The 25404-nt window shown below is 64.4% G+C and carries 23 protein-coding genes; 13 read left to right on the forward strand and 10 right to left on the reverse strand.

From position 1 onward, the window contains the following. Positions 1–62 precede the first annotated feature (62 nt). Positions 63–1541: an SLC13 family permease gene (locus tag RAN53_RS13710; protein ID WP_305797375.1), complete on the reverse strand. Its 1479-nt coding sequence runs from the start codon at positions 1539–1541 to the stop codon at positions 63–65. Continuing rightward, positions 1531–1761, reverse strand: a complete 231-nt coding sequence (locus RAN53_RS13715; RefSeq protein ID WP_305797376.1) for a hypothetical protein — start codon at positions 1759–1761, stop codon at positions 1531–1533. Before RAN53_RS13715 ends, RAN53_RS13710 begins: the two co-directional genes overlap by 11 nt. Positions 1762–1925: 164 nt before the next feature. On the opposite strand from RAN53_RS13715, the gene RAN53_RS13720 reads away from it, so the two are divergent. Continuing rightward, on the forward strand, positions 1926–2729 hold the full coding sequence (locus RAN53_RS13720; RefSeq protein WP_305797377.1) for a TlpA disulfide reductase family protein: 804 nt from the start codon (positions 1926–1928) through the stop codon (positions 2727–2729). Positions 2730–3107: 378 nt separating this feature from the next. Beyond that, positions 3108–6056, forward strand: coding sequence for an RNA polymerase-associated protein RapA (rapA, locus tag RAN53_RS13725; protein ID WP_305797378.1), 2949 nt, complete (start codon positions 3108–3110; stop codon positions 6054–6056). On the opposite strand, the gene RAN53_RS13730 is transcribed toward rapA, so the two are convergent. Next, the gene (locus RAN53_RS13730) at positions 6053–6958 is read right to left on the reverse strand and encodes a TIGR01777 family oxidoreductase (RefSeq protein ID WP_305797379.1); all 906 of its coding nucleotides are present in this window, start codon (positions 6956–6958) and stop codon (positions 6053–6055) included. The genes rapA and RAN53_RS13730 overlap by 4 nt on opposite strands. A gap of 83 nt (positions 6959–7041) precedes the next feature. On the opposite strand from RAN53_RS13730, the gene RAN53_RS13735 reads away from it, so the two are divergent. The 11 genes from RAN53_RS13735 to fabB all read left to right on the forward strand — a co-directional run bounded on the left by RAN53_RS13735 (position 7042) and on the right by fabB (position 17537). Next, entirely contained in the window at positions 7042–8082 is a 1041-nt protein-coding gene (locus RAN53_RS13735) for an NAD(P)/FAD-dependent oxidoreductase (RefSeq protein WP_305797380.1), read from the forward strand. Then, positions 8079–8999: a MerR family transcriptional regulator gene (locus RAN53_RS13740; protein WP_305797381.1), complete on the forward strand. Its 921-nt coding sequence runs from the start codon at positions 8079–8081 to the stop codon at positions 8997–8999. The genes RAN53_RS13735 and RAN53_RS13740 overlap by 4 nt, the downstream gene beginning before the upstream one ends. Before the next feature lie 24 nt (positions 9000–9023). After that, positions 9024–10439: a deoxyribodipyrimidine photo-lyase gene (phrB, locus tag RAN53_RS13745; protein ID WP_305797382.1), complete on the forward strand. Its 1416-nt coding sequence runs from the start codon at positions 9024–9026 to the stop codon at positions 10437–10439. 17 nt (positions 10440–10456) lie between these two features. Next, positions 10457–10897 carry a nuclear transport factor 2 family protein gene (locus tag RAN53_RS13750; protein ID WP_305797383.1) on the forward strand — a complete coding sequence of 147 codons (441 nt, stop codon included), beginning with the start codon at positions 10457–10459 and terminating at the stop codon, positions 10895–10897. Positions 10898–10937: 40 nt separating this feature from the next. Beyond that, positions 10938–11723 (forward strand): SDR family NAD(P)-dependent oxidoreductase, encoded by a 786-nt coding sequence (locus RAN53_RS13755; protein WP_305797384.1) that lies wholly within the window; start codon positions 10938–10940, stop codon positions 11721–11723. Beyond that, positions 11720–13066, forward strand: a complete 1347-nt coding sequence (locus tag RAN53_RS13760; protein ID WP_305797385.1) for an NAD(P)/FAD-dependent oxidoreductase — start codon at positions 11720–11722, stop codon at positions 13064–13066. Before RAN53_RS13755 ends, RAN53_RS13760 begins: the two co-directional genes overlap by 4 nt. Beyond that, on the forward strand, positions 13063–13839 hold the full coding sequence (locus RAN53_RS13765; protein WP_305797386.1) for a DUF1365 domain-containing protein: 777 nt from the start codon (positions 13063–13065) through the stop codon (positions 13837–13839). Before RAN53_RS13760 ends, RAN53_RS13765 begins: the two co-directional genes overlap by 4 nt. A gap of 11 nt (positions 13840–13850) precedes the next feature. After that, complete coding sequence (locus RAN53_RS13770) at positions 13851–15137, forward strand: SAM-dependent methyltransferase (protein WP_305797387.1); 1287 nt, start codon at positions 13851–13853, stop codon at positions 15135–15137. Further along, positions 15130–15666, forward strand: coding sequence for a DUF2878 domain-containing protein (locus tag RAN53_RS13775; protein WP_305797388.1), 537 nt, complete (start codon positions 15130–15132; stop codon positions 15664–15666). Before RAN53_RS13770 ends, RAN53_RS13775 begins: the two co-directional genes overlap by 8 nt. A gap of 124 nt (positions 15667–15790) precedes the next feature. Next, positions 15791–16306, forward strand: a complete 516-nt coding sequence (gene fabA / locus RAN53_RS13780) for a 3-hydroxyacyl-[acyl-carrier-protein] dehydratase FabA (RefSeq protein ID WP_305797389.1) — start codon at positions 15791–15793, stop codon at positions 16304–16306. 13 nt (positions 16307–16319) lie between these two features. Further along, the gene (gene fabB, locus RAN53_RS13785; RefSeq protein ID WP_305797390.1) at positions 16320–17537 is read left to right on the forward strand and encodes a beta-ketoacyl-ACP synthase I; all 1218 of its coding nucleotides are present in this window, start codon (positions 16320–16322) and stop codon (positions 17535–17537) included. A gap of 135 nt (positions 17538–17672) precedes the next feature. Here the strand turns inward: fabB and RAN53_RS13790 are convergent, their stop codons facing one another. The 7 genes from RAN53_RS13790 to RAN53_RS13820 form a co-directional block, all read right to left on the reverse strand. After that, positions 17673–18422, reverse strand: coding sequence for a lysophospholipid acyltransferase family protein (locus RAN53_RS13790; RefSeq protein ID WP_305797391.1), 750 nt, complete (start codon positions 18420–18422; stop codon positions 17673–17675). Further along, on the reverse strand, positions 18419–19306 hold the full coding sequence (locus tag RAN53_RS13795) for a sugar nucleotide-binding protein (protein ID WP_305797392.1): 888 nt from the start codon (positions 19304–19306) through the stop codon (positions 18419–18421). The genes RAN53_RS13790 and RAN53_RS13795 overlap by 4 nt, the downstream gene beginning before the upstream one ends. Before the next feature lie 40 nt (positions 19307–19346). Then, positions 19347–19985: a single-stranded DNA-binding protein gene (ssb, locus tag RAN53_RS13800; RefSeq protein WP_305797393.1), complete on the reverse strand. Its 639-nt coding sequence runs from the start codon at positions 19983–19985 to the stop codon at positions 19347–19349. An 83-nt stretch (positions 19986–20068) separates the two neighbouring features. Further along, entirely contained in the window at positions 20069–20662 is a 594-nt protein-coding gene (locus RAN53_RS13805; RefSeq protein WP_305797394.1) for a hypothetical protein, read from the reverse strand. Further along, positions 20659–22446: a tyrosine-type recombinase/integrase gene (locus tag RAN53_RS13810; protein ID WP_305797395.1), complete on the reverse strand. Its 1788-nt coding sequence runs from the start codon at positions 22444–22446 to the stop codon at positions 20659–20661. The genes RAN53_RS13805 and RAN53_RS13810 overlap by 4 nt, the downstream gene beginning before the upstream one ends. Before the next feature lie 3 nt (positions 22447–22449). Continuing rightward, on the reverse strand, positions 22450–24291 hold the full coding sequence (locus RAN53_RS13815) for a hypothetical protein (protein ID WP_305797396.1): 1842 nt from the start codon (positions 24289–24291) through the stop codon (positions 22450–22452). Further along, complete coding sequence (locus RAN53_RS13820; protein WP_305797397.1) at positions 24291–25373, reverse strand: hypothetical protein; 1083 nt, start codon at positions 25371–25373, stop codon at positions 24291–24293. Before RAN53_RS13820 ends, RAN53_RS13815 begins: the two co-directional genes overlap by 1 nt. Between the last annotated feature and the right edge of the window lie 31 nt (positions 25374–25404).

Below are 25404 nucleotides of genomic sequence, written 5' to 3' on the forward strand. Positions count from 1 at the left end.
TAGTGCCCGAGCGCCGCTTCGCCTTGTCCTGCGTCAAACCTCCTCCGGGCCAGGGGCCTGGGTCACGCCGCCCAGCCGAAGCCGAGCAACGGCATCGCCAGGGCGAAGACTACCGCCACGATCACCACCAGCGCCGCCAGGCTGACCAGCGCCCCGGCGCGCACCATCTCAGCCACGCTGAGCTGGCCGCTGGCGAAGACCACGGCATTGGGCGGGGTGGCCACCGGCAGCATGAAGGCACAGCTCGCCGCCATGGCCACGGGCACCGAGAGCAGCAGCGGGCTGTGGCCGAGGCTGACCGTCAGCGAGGCGGTGAGCGGCAGGATGGCGGCGGCCGTCGCAGTGTTGCTGGTCATATGGCTCATCGCCATCACCACCAGGGCCACCATGGCCACCAGCCCCCAGGTCGGCCAGCGCCCGAACACGGCCAGCCCCTCGGCCACCGCCGCGGCCAGGCCGCTGGACTCGATGGCACTCCCCAGGCTAAGCCCGCCCCCCACCATGATCAGCACACCCCACGGCAGGTTGGCGGCGGCCTCCCAGTCCATCAGGAACTGACGCTGGCGCCAGCGTGCCGGTACCACGAACAGCAGCACCGCGGCGGTGACCGCGATGCCGGCGTCGCTGAGCGGTACCTCCAGCCAGGCCTCGAGCAGCGGGCGAAACACCCAGGCCAGGGCCACCAGGGCGAAGATGGTCGCCACGCGCCGCTCCGGCCCGGTCATCCGCCCCAAGTCGCGGGCCTGCTCCTCGAGCATGGCGGCCACCCCGGGCAGCGGCTGGCGCCCCAGCGGATAGACCCAACGGGTGAGCAGCCACCAGGCCAGCGCCAGCAGCAGCAGCGCGGGAGGCAGCGCCACCGCCATCCACTGGGCGAAGCCGATCTCGATGCCATAGCTGTCGGCCATGAAGCCCGCCAGCAGGGCGTTGGGCGGCGTGCCGATCAGGGTGCCCATGCCGCCGATATTGGCGCCCAGGGCGATCCCCAGCAGCAGGGTCAGCGCCATGTGATGGCTGCCCCCCTCGCCACCTCGCTGCTTCAACATCTCCAGCACCGAAAGGCCGATGGGCACCATCAGCGCCGCGGTGGCGGTGTTACTCACCCACATGCTCAGCGCAGCGGTGGCGACCATGAAACCGGCCACCAGGTGGTCGGGGCGGCGCCCTGCCACACGCAGCACCAGCATGGCGATGCGCCGATGCAACCCCCAGCGCTGGATGGCCTCAGCCAGCAGGAAGCCCCCGAGGAACAGGAAGATCAGCGGATTGGCGTAGGGGGCGGCGACCGCCTCGATGGGCGCCACCTCGAGCAGCGGCAGCAGCACCAGCGGCAGCAGCGCCGTCACCGCAATGGGCACCGGCTCGAGCACCCACCACACGGCCATCCAGACGGTCAGCGCCACCACCCGCCAGGCCGGCTCGGCCAGCCCCTCCGGGGCTCCCAGCATCAGCAGCAGCCCCGCCAGCAGCGGCCCCAGCAGCAGGCCCAGAGGGACCTTGAGCCGCGCCAGCCGGGACTCCTGAGGCGCCTCAATCGTCATCGCCGAGGCCCCGGAGCCGCGCCTTGCGCGCCCGGTTGCGGCGATACAGCCGCACCAGGGCGATCGCCAGCGCCGCTACCACCATGGCGGCCAGGGTCCAGCCCTGCCAGGGACGGGCGGCATCGCCCATCACGGTCTCCAGGATGATGATCAGGATGAAGCCCATCGCCTGGCTGGCGATGGCCAGGGCACGCAGGGTGTCGAAGGCGGTCTTGGCCATGGGGGCTCCCGGTAGCGGATGCGTCGGATGACGTCGGATGACAGTCCCGTCCGCCGGCAGTAGGCTTGGCAGGTCCGGGGTCGGCTGCGCCACAGTGTAACCGCTCGTCACTCGCCCGCCGACCCTGCCCGCAAGGAGTTACGCCCCTAAGGAGTCACCACCCCATGGATGCCATCGCCCTGGGTCCGGTCCTGCTCTCGCTGCCACGCCTCTATGCCTTCGTCGCCACCCTGCTGCTGCTCGGCGCCAGCGCCTGGTTGCTGGGCCTGCCGCGGCGCGCCCACACCCGCTGGTTCAATGGCCTGCTGCTGGCCTGGCTGATCGGTGCGAGGATCGGCCATGTGGCGCTGAACCTCGACGCCTACGCCGTCGCCCCGCTGGACGCCCTCAAGCTGTGGCAACCGGGCTACCATGGGCTGTGGGGGCTGATGGCGGGACTCATCTGGACCGGCTGGACGCTGCGCGACCACCTGGGCCGGCTGGTCGGCGCCATGGCCATGCTGGTGGTGGTCTCGGCGCTGTGGCTGGCCACCGTCACCCTGGCCCCCTTCGGCGGCGGCATGGCGCTGAAGCAATTGCCCGACATTGTCCTGGAGGACCTCGACGGCGAGACCGTCAACCTGGGCGAACTCGCGGGCCAGCGGGTGGTGCTCAACCTGTGGGCCACCTGGTGTCCGCCCTGCCTGCGCGAGATGCCACTGTTAGCAGAGGCCGATGCCCGGGACGACGTCACCGTGGTGGTGGCCAACCAGGGCGAGTCGCTACTGCAGGTGGTGCGCTACCTGGACGACCAGGAACTCGACTTCCGCTATCCGTTGCTCGACCCGCACCAGGAGCTGATGGTGCTAAGCGAGTCCCCCGGCCTGCCCACCACCCTGCTGTTCGATGCCGAGGGCCGCGCCGTGGAGCGCCACGTGGGCGAGCTCACCCGCGCCCAGCTGGATAGCTGGCTGGGGCGGGAACAGTAGGATGCGCGGCTACGTATAGCGAAAGGCGCCGGAGACAGGTCGTAGAGGGGGTCCGAGGACCAGGGGTGAGGAGCACTGCTCCGAACGGGCTGGCAATGGATGGACAGCACCGGACCTGCAAGCGGAGCGGGACGCGAGAGCGCAGCAGGGCCGAGGTAGCGTACAGGGAGGTATTTACAGCGCCCCCTCGACGGTCCGGCGCTCCGGGGCCTGTCCCCGGGGAAGCCTTGAGCGTTGCCACCGTCTGCGATAGCCCGGCCGGGAGTAGTCTCAGGCTTAAGCCGCGCCGGGCTTTGCTGTAAGATACCGCGCCCTGTCCCCGGGCCGCCCCTTTCCCGCGGCCGTGAGCGCACCCTGTTACAGCATCCTCGAGGCATCATGAGCGACTTCTCCCCCGGCCAGCGCTGGATCAGCGACGGCGAGGCCGAACTGGGCCTTGGCACCATCCTCAGCTGCGACGCCCGCAGCGTCACCGTGCTGTTCGGTGCCAGTCAGGAAACCCGCACCTATAGCAGCCGCCAGGCCCCACTCACCCGCGTGGCCTTCGGCAGCGGCGACCGCATCCGCGCCGCCGAGGGCTGGACGCTGACCGTCGATGACACCAAGGAGGTCGGCGGCCTGATCGTCTACATCGGCGAGGACGACCAGGGCGAGCTCACCGAACTTCCCGAGGCACGCCTGGCCGACAGCATGCAGTTCGACCAGGCCCGCGACCGCCTGCTCACCGGCCAGGTCAACCGCAATGACTGGTTCGACCTGCGCTTCCGCACCCTGCACCACCACCACCGCGTGGAGCAGAATCCGGCGCTGGGCCTGGCCGGCCCGCGCATCGACCTGATTCCCCACCAGCTGTATATCGCCGACGAGGTCTCCCGGCGCCACGCCCCGCGCGTGCTGCTGGCCGACGAGGTGGGGCTGGGCAAGACCATCGAGGCGGGCCTGATCCTGCACCGCCTGCTGCTCACCGGCCGCGCCGAACGCGCGCTGATCCTGGTGCCGGCGAGCCTGACCCACCAGTGGCTGGTGGAGCTGCTGCGCCGTTTCGCCCTGGAGGTGACCCTGCTCGACGAGCAGCAGAGCCAGGCCCACGGCGACACCAACCCCTTCGAGGCCGGCCAGCTGGTGCTGGCCAGCCAGGACTGGCTGTTCGCCAACCCCCACCGCCAGGCCCAGGCACAGGCCTGCACCTGGGACCTGCTGATCGTCGATGAGGCCCACCACCTGGACTGGAGCGAGGAGCAGGTGGGGCCCGGCTACGCCTGCGTGGAGCGCCTGGCCGCCGAGAGCGAGGGGCTGCTGCTGCTCACCGCCACCCCGGAGCAGATGGGCATGCAGAGTCACTTCGCCCGCCTGCGCCTGCTCGACCCCGACCGCTACCACAGCCTCGCCGCCTTCCGCGAGGAGGAGTCCCACTACGTCGAGGTGGCCGAGGCGATCGATGCCCTGCAGGGCCTGCCCGGTGCCGAGGCAGACCGCGAGCGTATCGCCGCGGTGATCGACGAGCCCGACAGCCTGGCGCTGCTCGATACCCTGGCCGACCCGGAGCGCGGCGACGACCAGCACGCCGCCGCCCGGAACCAGTTGCGCGACCAGCTGCTCGACCGCCACGGCACCGGCCGGGTGATGTTCCGCAACAGTCGTCGCCACGTGGGCGGCTTCCCCGAGCGCCGCCTGCATGTCACCGAGCTGGCGCCCCCCGCCGCCTATCGCCGGGTGCTGCGCAAGCTGGGCCACGACGAGGAGTACCTCGATGACCTGCTGATCGAGACCGGCCTCGACCACCCCGAGGTGCTGATCTACCTGGACGCCATGTACCGCGCCCTGTCCGATGACCCATTGAACGGGGAGCCCTGGTGGCAGATCGACCCGCGGGTCAGCTGGCTGCTGGAGCGCCTGGCCGACGATGACGAAGGGGGCCTGGCCGGCGACAAGGTACTGGTGATCGCCCATAACCGCGAGACCGCCGAGGGGCTGGCCGAGGCGCTGCGCGTGCTGGGGGGTTACCACGCCCCGGTGTTCCACGAGGGGCTCTCGCTGGTGGAGCGCGACCGCGCCGCCGCCGCCTTCGCCGACGAGGAGGAGGGCTGCCAGGTGCTGGTGTGCTCGGAGATCGGCTCAGAGGGGCGCAACTTCCAGTTCTGCCGCCATCTGGTGATGTTCGACCTGCCGCTGCATCCCGACCAGCTGGAGCAGCGCATCGGTCGCCTCGACCGCATCGGCCAGCGCCACGCCATCGAGATCCACGTGCCGGTGTTCGCGGCCAGCCCCGGCGCGAAGCTGCTGCGCTGGTTCCGCGACGGCATGGACTCATTCAGCGCGCCCCACGGCATCGGCAGCGAGATCTTCGATGCCTTCGGCGATGCCCTGGCCGATGCCCTGCTCGACGACGAGGCCCTCGAGGAGGTGATCACGGAGACCCGGGCGCTGTTCGAGAGCCGCCTGGCCGAGCGCGACGCCGGCCGCAACCGCCTGCTGGAGCTCAACGCCTGCCGACACGAGCGTGCCGAGGCGGTGGCCGCGGCGATCGGCGAACTGGATGAGGACCGCGCCCTGCCCCGCTACCTGGACCTGGCGCTGGACATCTTCGGCGTCGACAGCCAGGAGCTGGGCGGCGGCATCCAGCACCTGGTGGCGGGCCCGCAGATGCTCGACGGCCTGCCCGGGCTGGCCAAGGGCGAGGAGGGTTTCTCGGCCACCTACTCGCGGGCGCGGGCGCTGGCCCGGGACGACGTCCAGCGGCTCTCCTGGGAACACCCCATGGTGCGCGAGATGATGGGACGCATCCTCGACGGCAGCATGGGCAACACGGCACTCGCGCTGCTCAGGCATCCATCGCTGCCGCCCGGGCGGGTGATGGTGGAGCTGATCTACCGCACCCACTGCCCGGCGCCGAAGAAGCTGCACCTGAACCGCTTCCTGCCGCCCACCGCGGTGCGCGTGCTGCTCGACGAGTCCGGCGCCAACCTGACCGACAAGATCTCGTTCACCGGGCTCTCGAAGAACCTGCAGAAGGTCAAGAAGGCCATGGCCCGGGACCTGATCCGCAGCCGGCTGGAGCTGCTGCGCGAGCTGCTCGATCGCGGCGAGGGCGAGGCGGAGCGCGAGCTACCCACCATCGTCGAGGCCGCCCAGACGCGCATGCGTGACGAGCTCGACGGCGAGCTGTCGCGCCTCACCGCCCTGGCGCGGCGCAACCCGGCGGTGCGCGAGGAGGAGCTCGCCGCGCTGCGCGCCGAGCGCGGCGCCCTGGACGAGGCCATCGAGGGCGCACGGCTGCGCCTCGACGCTGTGCGGGTGATCGTGACGGTGGGCGAAGAGACGCGCTAGCCCAGGATATCGGCCAGGGCGGCCTCCAGCCTCTCGAAGCGGAACTCGAAACCCGCCTCCTGGAGGCGCTTGGGCCGCATGTCGGCGCCGGTGAGCAGCAGCCGCGCCATCTCGCCGAAGGCGGTCTCCAGGGCGATGGCCGGCACCGGGAAGAGCGCCGGGCGCCCCAGCGCCTTGGCCAGGGTGCGGGTGAACTCGGCGTTGGTGACCGGGTGTGGCGCGCTGCCGTTGAAGGGGCCCTTCAGGTCGTCGCGCTCGAGCAGGAAGAGGATGGCGCGCACCAGGTCCTCGCGATGCACCCAGGGCATGAACTGCTTGCCGCTGCCGAAGCGCCCGCCCAGCCCCAGCTTGAAGGGCGGCAGCATCTTCGCCAGGCTGCCGCCGCCCTGATCGAGCACCAGGCCGATGCGCAGCCGGGCGACCCGCACACCGAAGGCCTCGACCTCCTGGGCGGCCTCCTCCCAGCGCCGGCAGAGGCGGTGGGCGAACTCGTCGTGAGGCGGCGTCTCCTCGGTCACCTCGCGGTCCCCCTGGTCGCCGTAGTAGCCCATCGCCGAGGCGGAGACCAGCGCGCGGGGCAGCCGTGCGCCGGTCTGCTGCAGCTGCTCACACAGGCCCACCAGCTCGCGGGTGGCGTTCAGCCGCGAGTCGAGCAACTTCTCCTTCTGGTCGTCGCTCCAGCGCTTGGCCGCGATGGACTCGCCGGCCAGGTTGACCAGGGCCTCGGGCGGGCTATCGACGAAGTCCAGCGCCGAGCGACGCACATCTACCGCCTCGGGGAGTCGACCTCGCGCCGCGGCGGGATCCCGCGAGACCACCTGCACCCGATGCCCCGCCTCGACCAGTCGCTGGCACAGCCGCTGGCCCACGAAACCGCTTCCTCCGGTGATCAGCACGCGCATCTGGCTCTCCTCGTATCCGCGATGAGTTATACAGCTGTTGTACACTTCTGCTAGTCTAGCGGAAAACCATCCTCGAGGGTGCCATGACTCAGCCCTACAACCATACCGCCATCATCGGCGCCGGCATCGCCGGCCTGGCCTGCGCCCGGGCGCTCGCCGCCGCCGGCCGGCAGGCGATCCTGTTCGACAAGGCCCGGGGACCGGGGGGCCGCATGTCCAGCCGCCGGCTGCCCGAAGCCACCCTGGACCTGGGCGCCCAGTTCCTCAGCGTACGCGACGCCACCTTCGCCGCGGCGGTCGAGGAGTGGCATGCGGCGGACTGCCTGGCCGAGTGGCCCACCTCGCTGTGGTCCGCCGCGGAGGACGGCTGGCACCGCCATCGAGACGACCTGCGCCGGCTGTGCGGCACCCCGAGCATGAGCGCGGTGACCCGCCACCTGGCGGAGGGGTTCGAGCTTCACGCCGGGACCCGCATCGAGCGCCTCGAAGGCGACCCACGGTCATGGTGGCTGGTGGACGCAGAGGGCGGGCGCCACGGCCCCTTCACCCAGGTGGTGCTCGCCATCCCCGCCCCCCAGGCCCGGGCACTGGTGGCGCCCCACGACACGACCCTGGCCGAGGCCTGCGCGGCGGTGATCCAGCGCCCCTGCTGGGCCGCCTGGGTGATGTTCGATACGCCGCTGCCCGCACTGCCCGGGGTCGATGATGACTGGCAGGCGGTGCGCCTGGCCGATCCGGCGCTGCGCTTCGCGGTACGCAACCATCTCAAGCCCGGACGCGGCGACCAGGGCGAGAGCCTGACGCTGCTGGCCAACCTCGAATGGAGCGAGACACGCCTCGAGGATGGCCCCGAAACCATCGCCGAGGCACTGCTCGACGCCTTCCAGCGCGGCCTGCCCGGCGATGTCGCGCTGCCCGAGCCCAGCGCCATGGGCGCCCACCGCTGGCGCTACGCCCAACCCGATGTCTTCGCCACGGGCGAGGCGATCAACGTCGACTATCGCCTCTCGCGCAACGGCCTGGCGCTGTGCGGCGATGGCTGGCGCGGACCGCGCATCGAGGACGCCTGGCTCTCCGGCCACCATCTCGGCGATGCCCTGACAGGAGGATCACCCGCAACATGAACGAGCCGACCCAGCACGGCGGCGAGACCCCGCTCTATCCGATTCGCGAGGTGTCGCGCCTCACCGGCGTCAACTCTGTGACCCTGCGCGCCTGGGAGCGTCGCTACGGGCTGATCAAGCCGCGTCGCACGCCCAAGGGGCATCGCCTCTACGCCAGCGAGGATATCGAGCGGGTCGAACAGATCCTGCAGTGGCTCAACCGCGGCGTGCCGGTGAGCCAGGTACGCGAGCTGCTCGACCGCCCCGATATCGCCGAGCCCGAGGCACCGCCCCCCGCCCCCGGCGACTGGCCGGCACAGCGCATCCGCCTGATCGGCGCCGTGGAGGCGCTGGACATCACGCGACTCGAGTCCCTCTACGCCCAGTCGCTGGCGCTCTATCCGGTCACCACCTGCGTGGTCGAGCTGTGGGCGCCGGCGATACGCGAACTGGAGGAGCGCTGGGGCGAGCGCCTGGGTGACGAGCTGCAGCGCCGCACCCTGGAGTCCTTCCTGCGCACGCGCATCGGCATGCGCCTCTATCACGGCAATGCACTCGCCGAGGGGCCGACCCTGCTGGCCATGCCGCTGCCCGACGACCCCGGCACCCTGTGGCTGCTGCTGGCCGCCCTGGTGGCCGGCGACCGCGGCCTGGACGTGCGGCTGCTTGACGTGGCGCCGCCGCTGGGCGAGCTGCCCCTGGCGGTGGAGCGCCTGAGCGCCAGCGGCGTGCTGCTGGCGGGCAGCCGTGCCGGGCGCACCGACCTGATACGCCGCCAGCTGCCACGCCTGGCCGAACAGCTGGCGGTGCCCCTGGGGCTGTGTGGCCCGGTGGCACGCATCCGCCAGGCCGAACTCGACGACAGCGGCGTGGCGGTGCTGGGTGATGACCTCGGCGAGGCGCTCACCCGGCTGCAGGCCCTGCTGCCCACTGCCTGATGACGCCGACCGACGGAGCCCCCCATGTCCCCGACCCTGATGTGGTTTCGCAGCGACCTGCGCCTGCATGACAACCGCGCCCTGGCCGCCGCGGCCAGGCGTGGCCCGGTGGTGGCCATCTATCTGCGCGCCCTGCCCCACTGGCAGCGCCACGGCCACGGCGCCAACCAGCTCGACTTCCGCGCCCGGGGCGTGGCCGCCCTGAAGGAGGACCTCGAGGGGCTCAATATCCAGCTGCTGCATCGCGATATCGACGACTTCGCCGAGGCCCCCGAGGCGCTGCTGGCCATCGCCCGGGACACCGGCGCCGGCGGGTTGCACTTCAACCGCGAGTACCCGCTGGACGAACTCGCCCGGGACAGCGCGGTGGTCGAGGCCTTCCGGGCGGCGGGACTCGAGGCCCATGGCCACCATGACGCCGTGGCCTTCGCCCCGGGGGAGCTGCTCACCGGCAAGGGCGACTACTACGGGGTCTTCACCCCCTTCGCCAGGGCCTGGCACCGCCAACTCAGCGCCGAGCGGCTGGCGCTCAGCGACCCCCCGACGCCCCAGGCGCCCACCGGGATCGCGAGCGACCCGCTGCCCGCACTGCCCGAACTCGCCGACACCCCCATCGACGGCCGCCAGTGGCCCGCCGGCGAGGCGCCGGCCGCCGACCGCCTGGAACGCTTCCTGCGCTTCCGTGGCCGCCATTACGCCAGCCAGCGCGACTTCCCGGCCATCCGCGGCACCAGCGAGCTCTCCCCCTACCTGGCGCTGGGCATGATCTCCCACCGCCAGTGCCTGCAGGCGGTGCTGGCCGAGAACGACGGCAGCCTGGCCGAGGGCGATGCGGGCCTGACCGCCTGGGTCAACGAGCTGGTGTGGCGCGAGTTCTACCGCCACGTGGCGGTGGGCTTCCCGCGGGTGTGCCGCCACCGCGCCTTCCAGCGCCATACCGAGGGGCTTGCCTGGCGCGACGACGAGGCGGGCTTCGCCGCCTGGTGCGAGGGACGCACCGGCTACCCCATCGTCGACGCCGCCATGCGCCAGCTGCTCGCCACCGGCTGGATGCACAACCGCCTGCGCATGGTCACCGCCATGTTCCTGAGCAAGCACCTGCTGATCGACTGGCGCCGCGGCGAGGCCTTCTTCCTGCGCCACCTGGTGGACGGCGAGTTCTGCGCCAACAACGGCGGCTGGCAGTGGGCCGCCTCCACCGGCACCGATGCCGCCCCCTACTTCCGCATCTTCAATCCCACCACCCAGTCGAGCCGCTTCGACCCCGACGCCACCTTCCTTGCCGAGTGGCTGCCGGAACTGGCCGCGCTGCCCGCCAAGGCGCGTCACGCCCCGCCCCGGGACCTGCTGGGCGGCAGCGGCTACCCGCCCCCCATCGTCGACCACAAGGCGGCACGGGCCCGGGCCCTGGACGCCTTCAAGGCCCTCAAGGCCGATTGATCCCTCGGAGAGATGCCATGCCGGACGATGCCCAGCTGGAGGCCTTCTGCGCCTTCTTCAATAAGCTCGACAAAAGCTGTACAAAAAGGCTTTACGAGTTCTATACTCCAGACGTCGTCTTTCAGGACCCGCTGCACCGTATCGAGGGCGCAGAGTCGCTTGAACGCTACTTTTCCGCCTTGTACAGAAACGTCACAGCGTGCCGCTTCGTCTTCCACGAGCGGCAGCGCAGCGACCGGGAGGCCTTCGCCACCTGGACCATGCACCTGGCGCATCCCCGGCTGGACAAGGGACGCGAGATCGCAGTTGAGGGGTGCTCTCACCTCACCTTCGCGGAGGACGGCAGCGGCCGGATCGCCCGCCATCGCGACTACTTCGATGCCGGCGCCCTGCTCTACGAGCGGCTGCCCCTGCTGGGCGGCACCATACGACTGATCAAGCGCCAACTCGACGCCTGAAGGCCGCGGCCTCGGGCACGGCAACCACCCCGGAGGCCCCATGTCCGACCCCCAACGCATCTGGCTCACCGGCGCCTCCTCGGGCATCGGCCGCGCCCTGGCCGAGCGCCTGTTGGCCCGCGGCGACCGCGTGGCACTCAGCGGGCGCAACACGGCGGTCCTCGACGAGCTGGCCGCCGGCCACGACAACGCCCTGGCGCTGCCCCTGGACGTCACCGACCGCGTGGCGGTACGCGACGCCGGCCGGCAGCTCGAGGCGGCCTTCGGCGGGCTCGACCTGGTGATTCTCAATGCCGGCACCTGCGAGTATCTCGACGCCCGGGAGTTCGACATCGACCTGGTGGAGCGGGTCTTCGCCGCCAACTTTCATGGGGCGATCCACTGCATCGACGCCGCCCTGCCGCTGCTGCGCCGCGCCCGGGCCGAGGGGGGACGGCCGCTGCTCACCGCCACCTCCAGCGCCGCGGCCTACCTGCCGCTGCCCCGGTCCGAGGCCTACGGCGCCTCCAAGGCCGCGTTGAGTCACTTCCTCGAAGCGCTGCGCCTGGATCTGGATGCCGAGGGAATCGACGTCAGCGTGATCCATCCCGGCTTCGTCAGGACCCCGCTCACCGACCGCAACGACTTCGCCATGCCGATGCGCGTCGAGGTCGATGCGGCCGCCGAGGCGACCCTCGAGGGCCTGGCGCACCGCCGCCTGGATATCCATTTCCCGCGTCGCTTCACCCTGCTGGTCAAGCTCGCGGGCATCCTGCCCGCCCCCCTGCGCTATCGGCTGGGGCGGCGCATGGCGCGCTCCGAGGCCGCCACGGAGACTCGCCCATGAACGTTCGCCATCCCCACGTCATGGCCCGGCGGCGCATCGCAGTGGTCGGTAGCGGCATCGCCGGCATGGCCGCCGCCTGGTACCTGTCGGGCCGCCACGAGGTGACGCTGTTCGAGGCCGACGCACGCCTGGGCGGCCACACCGCCACCATGGATGTGGAGCTCGAGGGCCGCCACTACGCCATCGATACCGGCTTCATCGTCTTCAACGACTGGACCTATCCGCACTTCCAGCGCCTGATGCAGCGCCTCGGGGTGCTGACCCAGCCCACCGAGATGAGCTTCTCGGTACACGAGACGAATCGCGACTTCGAGTACAACGGCCACACCCTGGCCAGCCTGTTCGCTCAGCGGCGCAACCTGCTGCGCCCCAGCTTCTACGGCCTGCTGCGCGAGATCCTGCGCTTCAACCGCGAGGCGATACGGGCCATGGACGACGGCACCCTCGATCCGGCCATGACCCTGGGTCAGTGGCTCGAGGCCCGGCGTTTCGGCGCGGCCTTCCAGCGCCGCTACCTGCTGCCCATGGGGGCGGCGATCTGGTCGGCGAGCCTCGGCGAGCTGCGCGACTTCCCGCTGCAGTTCTTCGTGCGCTTCTTCCGCCACCACGGCCTGCTGTCGGTCAACGACAGGCCCCAGTGGCACACCCTGGTGGGCGGCTCGCGCAGCTATATCCCGCTGCTCACCGCGCCCTACGCCGGCCGCATCCGCCTGTCGACGCCGGTGCGCGGTATCCGCCGGCTGGCCGACGGCGTGGCGCTGCGCAGCGACCTGGGCGTGGAGCACTTCGACGAGGTGGTGATGGCCTGCCACGCCGACCAGGCGCTGGCGCTGCTGGAGGACCCGAGCCCCGCCGAACGCGCGATCCTCGGCGCCCTGCCCTATCAGGACAACGAGGTGGTGCTGCATACCGACACCCGGCTGCTGCCGCGTCGCCGCCGTGCCTGGGCGAGCTGGAACTATCGTCTGGATGGCCGCGACGAGGCGGCACGGGTCTCGGTGACCTATGACATGAACATCCTGCAGCGCCTGGAGGCCCCTCATACCTTCTGCGTCACCCTCAACGACAGTGATGCCATCGCCCCGGAGAAGGTGCTGGGCCGCTTCACCTACGCCCACCCCCAGTTCACCCTGGCCGGCGAGGCGGCCAAGGCGCGCCATGCCGAGATCTCCGGCGCCGCCTTTCGCACCCACTACTGCGGCGCCTACTGGCGCAACGGCTTCCACGAGGACGGCGTCTGGAGCGCCCTGCGCGTGGCCCACGCCCTGGGCGGCGACGAGGCGGGCCCCGAGGGCGTCGCGGAGCTGCTGAGCCCGGTGGTCGAGGAGGCCGAACGCGCATGAACGCCACCCCCCGCTCACGCATCTACCGCGGCGAGCTGCGTCACCGGCGCTTCCTGCCACGCGACCACGCCTTCACCTATGGGGTGTGGATGGCCTGGCTGGACCTCGACGAGCTGCCCGGGCTGTTCGACGGCGTGCCCGGCTTCAGCGCCCGGGGGCCGGCCCTGGCGCGCTTCCGCCGAGAGGACTATTTCAGGGACGAGCTGACACCCCAGGATCGGCCGCTGAAGCAGGCGGTGCGCGAGGAGCTGACGCGCCAGCTGGGCAGCGCACCGGATGGCCGCATCTGCGTACTGACCCAGCTGCGCACCCTGGGCCTGGGCTTCAATCCCATCTCGCTCTACTACGCCTTCGACGGCGCGGGGGCGCTGCGCGCCGTGCTGGGCGAGGTGAGCAATACGCCCTGGGGCGAGCGCACCCACTACGCATGTCGCGTGGACCCGAGCCGGCACTCCCACGGGGCCGAGTTCGCCAAGGCGATGCATGTGTCGCCCTTCAACCCCATGGACATGACCTACCGCTGGCGCTTCAACACCCCCGGCGAGCGCCTGCTGATGCACATGGAGAACTGGCGCGAGGGGGAATGCCACTTCGATGCCACCCTCACCCTGACGGCCCGCCCGGCCACCCGCCGGGTGCTGCTGGGCACCCTGGCACGCCAGCCCTGGATGAGCGTCAAGACCCTGGCCGGCATCCACTTCGAGGCGCTGCGCCTGTGGGCCAAGCGCGTGCCGATCCATGACCACCCCGGCCCCGACGCCGATCGTTCGTAGGAGAGACCGACGTGAATACGCTGCGCTCCGCCACTACCACTCGTCCCCTGACGGACGACGCCGACCGCCTGACCCGCTGGCTGCGCCCGCGCCTGCTGGCCCAGCTCGACCGCCTGGAAGGCGGCAGGGTAACCCTGATCGATGGGCATCGTCGCCACCACCTGGGCCAGGGCGGCCCCCTCGCCGTCACCCTGGTGGTGCGCGACAGCCGAGTGTGGAAGCGCCTAGCCCTGGGCGGCACCGTGGGGGCCGCCGAGGCCTATATGGACGGCGACTGGGATGCCGACGACCTGGTCGCCCTGGTGCGCCTGTTCGCCGCCAACCTGGAGCGGGTCAACGGCGAGATCGAGACCGGCACCGCCCGCCTGGGCCGCTGGCTGCTGGCCGCCCTCTATCGCCTGCAGCGCAACAGTCTCTCGGGCTCGCGGCGCAACATCTCGGCCCACTACGATATCGGCAACGAGCTGTTTGCCACCTTCCTAGACCGCGACCACCGCATGTACTCCAGCGCCGTCTTCCCCTACCCCGAGGCGAGCCTGGAGGAGGCCTCCACCTTCAAGCTGGACATCATGCTCGAACGGCTCGACGTGCGCGCCGAGCACCACCTGCTGGAGATCGGCACGGGCTGGGGCGGGCTGGCCATCCACGCGGCGAAGACCCGCGGCTGCCGGGTCACCACCACCACCATCTCCGATGAGCAGTACGCCCATACCGCGCGGCGCATCGAGGAGGAGGGGCTGGGCGATCGCATCACCCTGCTCAAGCAGGACTACCGCGAGCTCGAGGGACGCTACGACCGGCTGATCTCGGTGGAGATGATCGAGGCGGTGGGCCACCAGTACCTGGAGACCTACCTCGCCACCCTGGACCGCCTACTCACCGACGACGGCCTGGCGATGCTGCAGGCGATCACCATCCGCGACCAGCGCTTCGAGGCCGCCAAGCGCGAGATGGACTTCATCAAGCGCCACATCTTTCCCGGCGGCTTCCTGCCCTCCCATCACGCCATCCTCTCGGGCCTTGCGCGGCGCACCTCGCTCAATGTGCTCGCCCTCGACGAGATCGGCCCGCACTACGCGCGCACCCTGCGCGAATGGCGCCAGCGCTTCGAGGCCAGCCTGGAGAGCGTGCGCAACCTGGGCTACGACGAGCGCTTCATCCGCATGTGGCGCTACTACCTCTGCTACTGCGAGGGAGGCTTCCTGGAGCGCACCATCGGCACCTGCCACCTGCTGCTGGCCAAGCCCGGCGCCCGCCCGACGACGCTCACCGGCGCCCTGGCCACAGTCGATGCCTGACGCCGTGGCCCGTCGCACCGGCACCGCTCGCCTGGTGTTCAACCTGGTCGCCTTCGAGGCGGGCTGGGCAGCCTGCGTGCTGGGTGGCAGCCTGGTCGGTGCGGCCGTGGCGGGGGCCATCCTCGCCGCCCATCTGCGCTGGCTGGCACGACCCCGAGAGTGGCGCTGGCTCGTCGGCTTCGCCCTGCTGGGCCTGGTAGTGGATGGAGGACTGGCGCTGTTCGGCGGTTTCACCTTCACCGAGACTCCCCTCGTTTTCGGCCTGCTGCCAGCCTGGCTATGGCTGCTGTGGCCACTGTTTGCCACTCTGCTACACCACTCCCTGGCCTGGCTGTGGTCGCGCCCCTGGCTCGCCGCCCTGGGCGGCGCCATCGGCGGCCCGCTCTCCTACTACGCCGGCGCCGAACTCGCCGGGGTGACCCTCGCTCCCTGGCTGCTGCCCGCCCAGGCGCTTGTCTGGGCCGGCCTCTGCCTGTGGCTATGTGGTCGAGTCGGCAACCGCGATACCCGCTCGTCCGTCCACGGCTGATGCAACGCTAGCCATGGGCCGACCAGGCAGCGACAATGACGCTGCCTGTCGCGCCTGGCGTGCATTCCCCCTGCACGGACAGTAGACTAGGCCACTAACAACATTCGACTCTCGGAATGACTCAGTGACCAAGCAACACTCCTTCGACCGCGATGAACTGCTGGCCTGCTCGCAAGGCGAGCTGTTCGGCCCCGGCAACGCCCAGCTGCCAGCTCCCAACATGCTGATGCTCGACCGCATCACCTCCATCACCGAAGGTGGCGGGGAAAGCGACAAGGGCGAGCTGATCGCCGAGCTGGATATCACACCCGACCTGTGGTTCTTCGACTGCCACTTCCCCGGTGACCCGGTGATGCCCGGCTGCCTGGGCCTGGATGCCATGTGGCAGCTGGTGGGCTTCTACCTGGGCTGGCTCGGCCATCCCGGTCGCGGCCGCGCCCTGGGCTGCGGCGAGGTGAAGTTCACCGGACAGATCCTGCCCGATGCCTCGAAAGTTACCTACCGCATCAATATCAAGCGCATCATCACCCGGCGCCTGATACTCGGCATCGCCGACGGCACTGTCTCCGTCGACGGCCGCGACATCTACCAGGCCAACGACCTGCGCGTCGGCCTGTTTACCTCCACCGCGAACTTCTGACCAGGAGGCTTCCATGCGACGAGTGGTAGTCACCGGCCTGGGCATCGTCTCCTGCCTGGGCAACGACCGACAGCAGGTTCTAGAGGCGCTCAAGGAAGGGCGTTCCGGCATTCGCTTCAAGGAGGAGTACGCCGAGCGGGGCTTCCGCAGCCAGGTGGCCGGCGTGGTCGATATCGACCTCGACGCCCTGATCGACCGCAAGCTGCGGCGCTTCATGGGCGACGCCGCGGCCTACGCCTATGTCAGCATGGCCCAGGCCATCGAGGACTCGGGCCTGGCGCCGGAGATGGTCTCCAACGAGCGTACCGGCCTGATCGCCGGCTCCGGTGGTGCCTCCAGCGCCAACCAGGTGGAGGCCGCCGACGTGATGCGCGAGAAGGGGCTGCGCCGGGTGGGACCCTACCGGGTCACCCGCACCATGGGCAGCACCGTGTCCGCCTGCCTGGCCACGCCGTTCAAGATCAAGGGCGTCAACTACTCGATCTCCTCGGCGTGCGCCACCTCCGCGCACTGCATCGGCAACGCCGTGGAACAGATCCAGCTGGGCAAGCAGGACGTGGTCTTCGCCGGCGGCGGCGAGGAGGAGCACTGGACGCTTTCCTGTCTGTTCGACGCCATGGGCGCCCTCTCCACTCACTACAACGACACCCCGGACAAGGCCTCGCGCCCCTATGACCAGACCCGCGACGGCTTCGTCATCGCCGGCGGCGGCGGCATGCTGGTGCTCGAGGAGCTGGAACACGCCCGGGCCCGCGGCGCGAAGATCTACGCCGAGGTGACCGGCTACGGCGCCACCTCCGACGGCCACGACATGGTCGCCCCCTCCGGTGATGGGGCGGTGCGCTGCATGCGCCAGGCCATGGCCACCGTGGATGGCAAGATCGACTACATCAATACCCACGGCACCTCCACGCCGGTGGGCGATGTGGCCGAGCTCAAGTCCATCCGCGAGGTATTCGGTGACTCGACCCCGGCGATGAGTTCCACCAAGTCGCTGACCGGCCACTCCCTGGGTGCCACCGGCGTGCAGGAGGCGATCTATTCGCTGCTGATGATGGAGAACGACTTCATCGCCGCCTCGGCCAACGTCGAGACCCTCGACGAGCAGGCCGACGGCTTCGATATCGTCACCCAGCGTCGCGACGGGGTTAAGGTCGAGCGCGTGCTCTCCAACAGCTTCGGCTTCGGCGGTACCAACGCCTGCCTGGTGCTGGAGAAGTTCCGGGACTGATCCCCGGGCCTGAGTCCCAGGAGCAACGCGAGCCGCAACGCAAGAGGCGCCCCATCGGGGCGCCTCTTGCGTTGGCGGGCCACGGCCGGTGTCCCAGGACCTATACCACCATGGGGCCAGCGCGGCGCCCTGGGCTCAGGCCGGCTCCCGCGCCTCGTCGCGCGCCGGCCTCGGCACCTCGGAGATCTCCGTCAGGGTCGCCTCGATCCACGCCTCCACCTCGGCCAGCACCTCCTCCGGGGTGCGCCCGGAGGTCTCGATGGGCTCCCCCACCACCAGCGTCAGCCGCCCCGGGTTCTTCACCCAGTGGCGGCCAGGCCAGCGTTCGCCGGCATTGTGGGCCACCGGCACCACCGGCACCCCGGCCCGACAGGCGATCACCGCACCGCTCTTGTTGTAGCGCTTGCGGCTGCCCGGGGCGACCCGGGTGCCCTCGGGGAAGATCAGCACCGACAACCCCTCCTCCAGGCGCCGCTTGCCCTGGGTGAGCACCTGCTTGATGGCCCGGGAGGGCCGCGAGCGATCCAGGGCGATGGGGTGCAGCAGGCGCAGGCCCCAGCCGAAGATCGGCAGGTTCAGAAGCTCTTTCTTGAGCACCGTGCACACGGGTGGGTGCAGCAGCTGCAGATAGACGGTCTCCCACTCGGACTGGTGGTTGGCGAGGATCACGCAGGGCCCGGCAGGCACACGCTCGCGCCCGCGAAACTCGTAGCGTACCCCGACCACCAGATGGAACCAGCTGATGATGAAGTGATTGTAGAGGTTGAGCAGGCGATAGCGGGAGCCGAGCGGCAGGAAGGGCGCCGGCGGCAGGAAGAGCACGCCGCACACCAGCATGGCGGCGAAGTAGCCCAGGTAGAAGACCAGGCTGCGCAGCACGTTCATGAGGCGCCCTCCTCCTCGCCACACGCTGGAGTGTTGGCCCGGCACCAGGCATCGAGCATATTGCCGAGCTCCAGCCGCCAGGGCTTCTGGTGCACGCCGAAGACCTCCAGCACCCGCCGACAGTTGAGCACGCGGCGCAGCGGATGGTCGTGATGGTGGTGCAGGGCGCGCAGCGGGCCCAGCTCACGATGGTCGCCGCGGCCCTCCAGGCGAGTGGCCAGTTGGGTGCGCACTACCGAGACGAAGGTATAGACGCTCACCGGCTCGGTGCCGGCCAGGTGGTAGCTGCCCCAGGCGCCGGCGCCGCACTGCTGCTGCTGCAGCATGCCGATCAGCGCCAGGGCCACCGCATCCGCCGAGGTGGGGCAGCAGGTCACATCGGCCTCGCCGCGCACCTCACCGGCGCTGATCAAGGTATCGATCAGCTCGTTGAGCCAGGCGTGGCTCCCGTCCAGGGCGAACAGCGGCCCCAGCCGGACGATCAGGTGGTGCGGATGCTCGGCGCGAATGCGGTCGCCGGTGGCCACCAGGCGCCGCAGGCTCTCGTCCCGGGGCCGCGGAATGACGTGCTCGTCGATGGGCTCGGCGAAGCCGTCCTCGTAGAGCTGGTCGGAGACGCACCACACCAGCGGAATATCCGCCTGGCGGCAGGCCTCCAGGCAGCGCTCCACCGCCTCGGCGTGTGCCGTCACCTCGGCCGGCGCGGCGATGATCGGCCGCGACAGCGGCGGAATCACCAGGGCATCCGGCGCGACCTCCGCCAGCCAGGCGGGATCCAGCTCCAGGCCCTCCTCGATGGTGAGCTCGGTATCCGAGCGGCGGTTGACCTCCCGGGCCAGGGCCAGGCTCAGACAGTGGCCGGCATCCAGTACCAGCAGATTCACGCGCGCACCTCCCTCGGCATGCCGTCAGCGAAACGACGAATCAGAACGGGATCTCGTCGTCGAAGTCGTCGAAGCTGCCCGGGTCAGGCGCCCCGAAGTTGCCACCCTGCTGCTGGCCACCGCCAGGCTGGCCGCCGTGGGCGGGGCGCTGGGGAGGCTGCTGCGGGGGACGCTGGGGCGCTCCGCCACCGAAGCCACCGCCCTGCTGGGGAGCACCGCCCGGCTGCGGGCCACCCGCCGGCTGACCGCCCCCCTGGGGCTGGCCACCATAACCGCCCTGCTGAGGCTGGCCGCCGTAGCCGCCCTGGGGCTGGCCGCCACCCTGGAAGTCACCGCCGCCGCCGCGGGAGTCGAGCATCTGCATGTCGTTGACCACGATCTCGGTGGTGTAGCGATCCTGCCCGTCCTGCCCCTGCCACTTGCGGGTCTGCAGGCGGCCCTCGACGTAGATCTTGCTGCCCTTCTTCAGATACTGCTGGGCGATCTCGGCGGTCTTGTTGAACAGCACCAGGCGGTGCCACTCGGTACGCTCCTGGCGCTGACCGCTCTGGCGGTCCGTCCAGGTATCGGTGGTGGCCAGGTTGAGGTTGGCAATGGCGGTCCCCGAGGGGCTGAAGCGCACCTCCGGGTCCTGCCCCAGATTGCCGATGAGGATGACTTTATTCACTCCTCTTGCCATATATATAGCCTCCAAGGCTCTGTATTTGAATGGTTTTTTCCAGCATAGCACAGCCTAGTGACTACACGGAACGCTGGCTTCCTTTATTTTCTCATGCCCGGTAGCGAAACCGTAACCCCCAACAGGTCCTGGCATAACTTTCCGGCCGCAGATTGCATCTCTTCAAGTCGCTCAGTTCCCCTGTGGGCTATTTCATACCTCCGTACGATAGAGTCCAGTACTTCATGGGAACCAGGAGATTTTTCTAAAAGTGTTTTTGCGAGCATGTAAATATCGTCATCCTTTGCTTGAGCAACTTTTTCACCCACACCTTTAAACGACTTTAACTTTATCAACTCCGACTCCTGTGTCACCAGCTGATCAACAAGAGCCTGGTTCTCTATCTTCAACTCTCTGATTTTTTCCTTCAACTCCATTAGAGCTTCTTTTTTAGTAGGCCTACCTCTAGACTTTCTCTGCCTTGATGCTGCATCATCAATCTCCACAAGCAGGTCTTTGTAAAAATGCTCTTTTGTTACAGCATCCTTACGATATAGCGTAGACTTCCCAACATTCCGTCCATTATCAAATGATGCATTTTCAATAACCGCCTTTTGGGTAATTGAAACCCTTTCATCCTCAAGTTTTTTTATTGACCGCCTAATAGCATCGCAAAATCTCTCACTGCTTTTGTTCACTCTCCACCCTCCCTATCGATCAGGCGAACAATACTTTCAGCTCTCTTAACCCCTTCTGAAGCCGCCTCATACATCAACCCTTTCTCATGCTCGTGATAGCTCATAACTTTAATATGCGCATCTCTTCGGCGCATCCAGTACTCCCTGCGCGTACTATCAACACCGAAATTAGGACATGATGCACAAGTAATTTCACTCCTGTTTGAATAGTCTTCTTTACGTCCATTATTTGAACACTTCGCTCTCGATCCTCTTCCAGGACTGATAAAACAGTAACCATCTGCATTAGGAATAACACGATATTTATGCCTCGCAACAACACTATCTACAAAATCAGAAACCCTATCAGGAGAGATTACATTAAATTTAGCATGGAAAATTCTTTTATATTTTCTCAACGTACTATTAATCCCTCCCACAACCGAAACATCCCCTACTAAAACTCGCTCAAGGTAATCATGCGTATACTCCCTAATCCCGCTATCGAGAAACTCCTCCACATCCTCATCGTCAACATAAGCTTTTGTATAGCGATAATCGTTGTGGTACAAAATACTCGATAAATATTCAAGGTCCCCAACATCAAACCGCCAGCTCCACATCATAGAAAATGCTCTTCTCATCATGTGGGGTCTAAGCTTGCAATCAAAGCCAGCCTCTTCTGAAAATATGTCAAACAATTTATATAGCTTATTTGTACTGATAGTATCATCGTGCTTTTCACCCTTTCTTATGCCATAGCCAAAAGGAAGGTCCAGCAACAACCTATCAGAATTACTTGAGACAGCACGAGTTTTATTTGTTAATGCAATAATTACAGACAGAGAGTTTATCACCTCCTTAGGCACTGGACGAGACGTTCTCTGGCCTGTCTGCGTGCCCGCAGTTTTATGCACAACCCCAGATATATAAGCCCCTGAAGATATTGATTCTATAGCATCATCATAGCTTATACTAGATGCTTCATGTTTACGCATTGCCGTAAGGGCCATAATCACCAAAATAGCAGAGCAGTACAATATCCTGACCTCTTTTTTCAACTGGACAACACTTACCCCATGTTGCGCCTCAACCTTTCGGCACCTACTTCTCCTGCTAAAATTTTCACCAACAGCTAAGTACCCTTCAAGTAAATTAATCACTCGCTCTGAATCCGAAACCTTCCCCAAAGCAAAATCTATTAGGCCGAGAAAATGCTTAGGGAAAATTGTTTTTGTATGCTGCCCCTTCCTTCCTATCTTTTTTGCCACCCCGGTGATATCATTCATATAAGGTGAAAACACTAGACCGCTTCCAACCTCTTTACTCAACGTAAACATATAAGAAAGGGCTGACAACTTTAAAGAAATAGTATTAACAGCAAGGCCTGCTTTGCTAATATATTGTTCATACGCATCAATATGCTTTCTATTGACCTCCTGCACACTACTTAGCCCACATGAAAAACAAAACCACTCTGCGATCGCTCTAACTTCTCGACAGTAACCAGCAAGAGTAGATGTCTTACTAACATCGGTCTTATCTGACTCCATTATGGAACATGCTAACCTTTGCGAATACCCCTGCCACCATTTCCACCTATGGGCCGAAGCAGGTGTTATCTCGCTAATGACTGGAGACCAGTTTACTGTGAAGTAAGAGGGGGATGATCCGGGGACCATTTGCTTAAGCCTCCACTTATCAGGCGTGGAGTCAGCATCTAGCCACCATATCCCCCCCTCTTTATCAAGGCTTGTTGTTCCTTGCAACAGACTTCCAAAGGTTAGGGTTTTTTTTTGTTCCATAATTCAGTCCAAAAATGGGAGGTGTTGCTCGATTTCAAGCGCTAAGCTATTGGCTTCTTCAACCTCTGAACGCGTACACAAAGAAATCAGGGACTCATACTCTGCAAGCCTCACCTCCCAATATCCACTCCATCTTTCAGGATTGTTATACTTCAATCTTTCAGCACTCTTTTTTATCTTACCAACCCATGCCAACCACTCAGATAGAGACCGAGTATCTTTCAAGATTATACGCTTAGCCTCACAGTTAAAACACATGTCGACACCCTTGCAAGTAACATCCTCTTCACTTTCAATGCCGCAAAGGTAGCCCGTGCCTGTTCTTCCTTCTCCCTCCCTACTAGAACTCAACAGATATTCTTGAAATTGCCTAAGCTTTATCTCAAGAGATGACTGTGTCTCAACTCGCAACGCATAACCAGCTGTTGTAGAAAAATCTGCATGGTGCAGCTTTTCCCTTACTTTTGAAAGAGGTAAACCTTCAGCCACATCCATTGCCACAATAGTAGGTCTAAAGGATTTACCCGTTATCTTTTTTACCAAAGACTTCAAGATTGGATAATCTTCTGAAAGATCTCGAGCTGCATACCTAACCATATTTACAGTTGAGCTTGGATCTACCAGCTTCAAGCGGTAATCACCACCTCTCTCTCCACAATAAATCACAAACAGCTCACAACGCTCTTTTCTCAACCAGCTGGCACCACCAGAAACCTCAGAAAGTAACCTTTTTTGTCTTTTTTGCAGGTTCATAAAAGCCTTGCATAGCGGGTCTTTAGCCGACAAAGTGGCATTTACAGCTCGACCCCTTTTTTTACCCAGAAAGACACTTACACCTCCTAGCTCATTCCCTTTTGAAAAAGAGTCTATGTAGGAATAGAATGCAACACTATCTACATTCGGCAAAAGACCTTTGTGAGTAAGCGCCGCGACTAAAAAATACTTTAAATTTCTTATGTTATTGAAAAATGCTGCAGCCAGCCTAGCTGGACCCCACCCCCTAGACTTAAGAAAGTCACTAACTCCAGGGGGCCATTCTAGAGATGTAGGGAGCAACCTGTTAAACCGCGCATATAAAACACCTATAGCGACATTAAAAGTTCTTTGCGGCACTAAATCACTTTGCCAATCACCGTGGCGCTCGCGAAAATCACTTATTCTCCCAAGCACAGCGATATCTTCCGCATCATATCCCTTTAATATTTCTTCAATTTTTTCGCAGTCCTCCTCCCACTCCCGAATTTTTTTTAGGGAACCATCATGAAATGCAGACAAAACTTCATTACCATATTTAATGATGATAGCCCCCTCTTCACCTACCCCCATTTCCTTCTGGAGCCTCTCAATTTCTTGTTCTTTCTCTTTCGCAAATTGCTCCATCTCGATGGCAGATAGCTCAAAAATACTCGGAGATGATTTACGCTTCACTCTTTTGAAGTTTTTAGGTATAACTTCATGTGCAATGACATTAGCAGCCATCAACCGTTTGACGAACCCGGCAGCAGCTGAATACAATTGTGTCTTCGTATTGACGTTCACATCCAAGTTTCTATCGAGATGTTTTTTATAACCCAAGAGGCTATGCGCACTTATTCCACTGCCTTCGCTCTCTACAAATCGCAAAAACCTAATCACACTATTGCCGACAGCTCTCTTGCTCCTTTGTCCTCTCAACAACAATGCAAGTTGCTGCTGAATTAAACGACCTCCTGCTACATTGTAGAGGAAGGATACATCTAGAGAGCTTCCAGACTCGACCTCCACACACCAATCATTCCAAGGAGCGACTTCAAGAATGTCCGCTGATCTTTTTACTTCTATCTTCTTTCTGGACAGCTTAGCCATCAACTAAAACCCTCATCATGCCGGCCGGATGAATACCCCGTTAACGAGCCCACTGATTTATGTCTCGATGACTGCCGGACATAGTTTTCAGGATTTCTTACCTTCAACTCATCAGCAACTTTGAAGCCAAGGCTTATAAAGTTATGTCTAAGCCCGTGAAGCCATACCCTCTCGTCAGCTGTCAACTTTTCATTTTCTACTGCTGCTAGGAAGGCTTTCCTCACTGCATTTGAAAGCCCCTTGGGAGTAACATGCTCTCCAGTCGCATTTGATAAAAAGATATATTCAGGCTCCAGGTAGGCCTCTCGCTTGCTTTTCTTTATCTTTTTATGCCTCCTTATTACATCCATCCTATAAATATCTACATATTCCCAAGTTTTAGTTACAAGCAACGGCGGTACATAAACGCTACCATCTTCACCGCCCTTAGTAACAAATAACTTTATCTTTATTTTTCTTTTATTTTCTAAAGACTTAAATGCCGACTTTTTATCCGGCAACTGCCAAATCTTTAAGTGGCATATTTCATGAGCCCTAAGACCTGCAAGGCGGCCCCAGTCGATCATCAGCTCGAATCTTCTAGCCAAATCTTCTCTCTTCGGCCCATATATTTTTATAGTTTCTATCCACTGACTCCAAGGTGCCGATATAGATCTCACATCGCTATTTTCATTTTTTATAAGGAAGTGTTTCACACCCCCCTTTCTCCCTTCATTGATTTTCACTCTATAGTTACACCCTTCGCCACATAGTGTGTCACTGAACCCCTGCTTCGTAAGCCAGGCACAATAAATAATCACTGTTCTAATTACTTGGCTAGCATAATTTTGGGTATTCTCAGGCCCTGAGCCATCCCTATGGACCAAATATTTTTTATAGGCTGATAACCAATCATCATCCACATCGAATACATCTAAATTGCCAACTTCAAGTTGGCTATAAAAATCTGTCAAATGGACAGCATATGTTTTTACCGAGCTAACAGAACTTCTTTTGAAAAGGTAAAAAATAAAATGAAGGGCTAGCCAGTTTACTCTGTAGTCTTCCGTAAGGATCAAAGGAAATCCTTTGATCCTCTCCAACCCTCCCACCTGAGCCTTGCTCGTTGTTCTA

This window comes from Halomonas sp. SSL-5 (genome assembly GCF_030708455.1).
Taxonomy (GTDB): Bacteria; Pseudomonadota; Gammaproteobacteria; order Pseudomonadales; family Halomonadaceae; genus Halomonas.

Excerpts from the sequence above, each read along its gene's own strand:
- RAN53_RS13710 (WP_305797375.1), bottom strand. The coding sequence starts at position 1,541 with ATGACGATTGAGGCGCCTCAGGAGTCCCGGCTGGCGCGGCTCAAGGTC.
- RAN53_RS13760 (WP_305797385.1), top strand. The coding sequence starts at position 11,720 with ATGAACGTTCGCCATCCCCACGTCATGGCCCGGCGGCGCATCGCAGTG.
- RAN53_RS13765 (WP_305797386.1), top strand. The coding sequence starts at position 13,063 with ATGAACGCCACCCCCCGCTCACGCATCTACCGCGGCGAGCTGCGTCAC.
- RAN53_RS13740 (WP_305797381.1), top strand. The coding sequence starts at position 8,079 with ATGAACGAGCCGACCCAGCACGGCGGCGAGACCCCGCTCTATCCGATT.
- fabB (WP_305797390.1), top strand. The coding sequence starts at position 16,320 with ATGCGACGAGTGGTAGTCACCGGCCTGGGCATCGTCTCCTGCCTGGGC.
- RAN53_RS13750 (WP_305797383.1), top strand. The coding sequence starts at position 10,457 with ATGCCGGACGATGCCCAGCTGGAGGCCTTCTGCGCCTTCTTCAATAAG.
- RAN53_RS13720 (WP_305797377.1), top strand. The coding sequence starts at position 1,926 with ATGGATGCCATCGCCCTGGGTCCGGTCCTGCTCTCGCTGCCACGCCTC.
- RAN53_RS13775 (WP_305797388.1), top strand. The coding sequence starts at position 15,130 with ATGCCTGACGCCGTGGCCCGTCGCACCGGCACCGCTCGCCTGGTGTTC.
- RAN53_RS13735 (WP_305797380.1), top strand. The coding sequence starts at position 7,042 with ATGACTCAGCCCTACAACCATACCGCCATCATCGGCGCCGGCATCGCC.
- RAN53_RS13715 (WP_305797376.1), bottom strand. The coding sequence starts at position 1,761 with ATGGCCAAGACCGCCTTCGACACCCTGCGTGCCCTGGCCATCGCCAGC.
- RAN53_RS13730 (WP_305797379.1), bottom strand. The coding sequence starts at position 6,958 with ATGCGCGTGCTGATCACCGGAGGAAGCGGTTTCGTGGGCCAGCGGCTG.
- RAN53_RS13810 (WP_305797395.1), bottom strand. The coding sequence starts at position 22,446 with ATGGAACAAAAAAAAACCCTAACCTTTGGAAGTCTGTTGCAAGGAACA.
- rapA (WP_305797378.1), top strand. The coding sequence starts at position 3,108 with ATGAGCGACTTCTCCCCCGGCCAGCGCTGGATCAGCGACGGCGAGGCC.
- RAN53_RS13790 (WP_305797391.1), bottom strand. The coding sequence starts at position 18,422 with ATGAACGTGCTGCGCAGCCTGGTCTTCTACCTGGGCTACTTCGCCGCC.
- RAN53_RS13815 (WP_305797396.1), bottom strand. The coding sequence starts at position 24,291 with ATGGCTAAGCTGTCCAGAAAGAAGATAGAAGTAAAAAGATCAGCGGAC.
- RAN53_RS13755 (WP_305797384.1), top strand. The coding sequence starts at position 10,938 with ATGTCCGACCCCCAACGCATCTGGCTCACCGGCGCCTCCTCGGGCATC.
- phrB (WP_305797382.1), top strand. The coding sequence starts at position 9,024 with ATGTCCCCGACCCTGATGTGGTTTCGCAGCGACCTGCGCCTGCATGAC.
- ssb (WP_305797393.1), bottom strand. The coding sequence starts at position 19,985 with ATGGCAAGAGGAGTGAATAAAGTCATCCTCATCGGCAATCTGGGGCAG.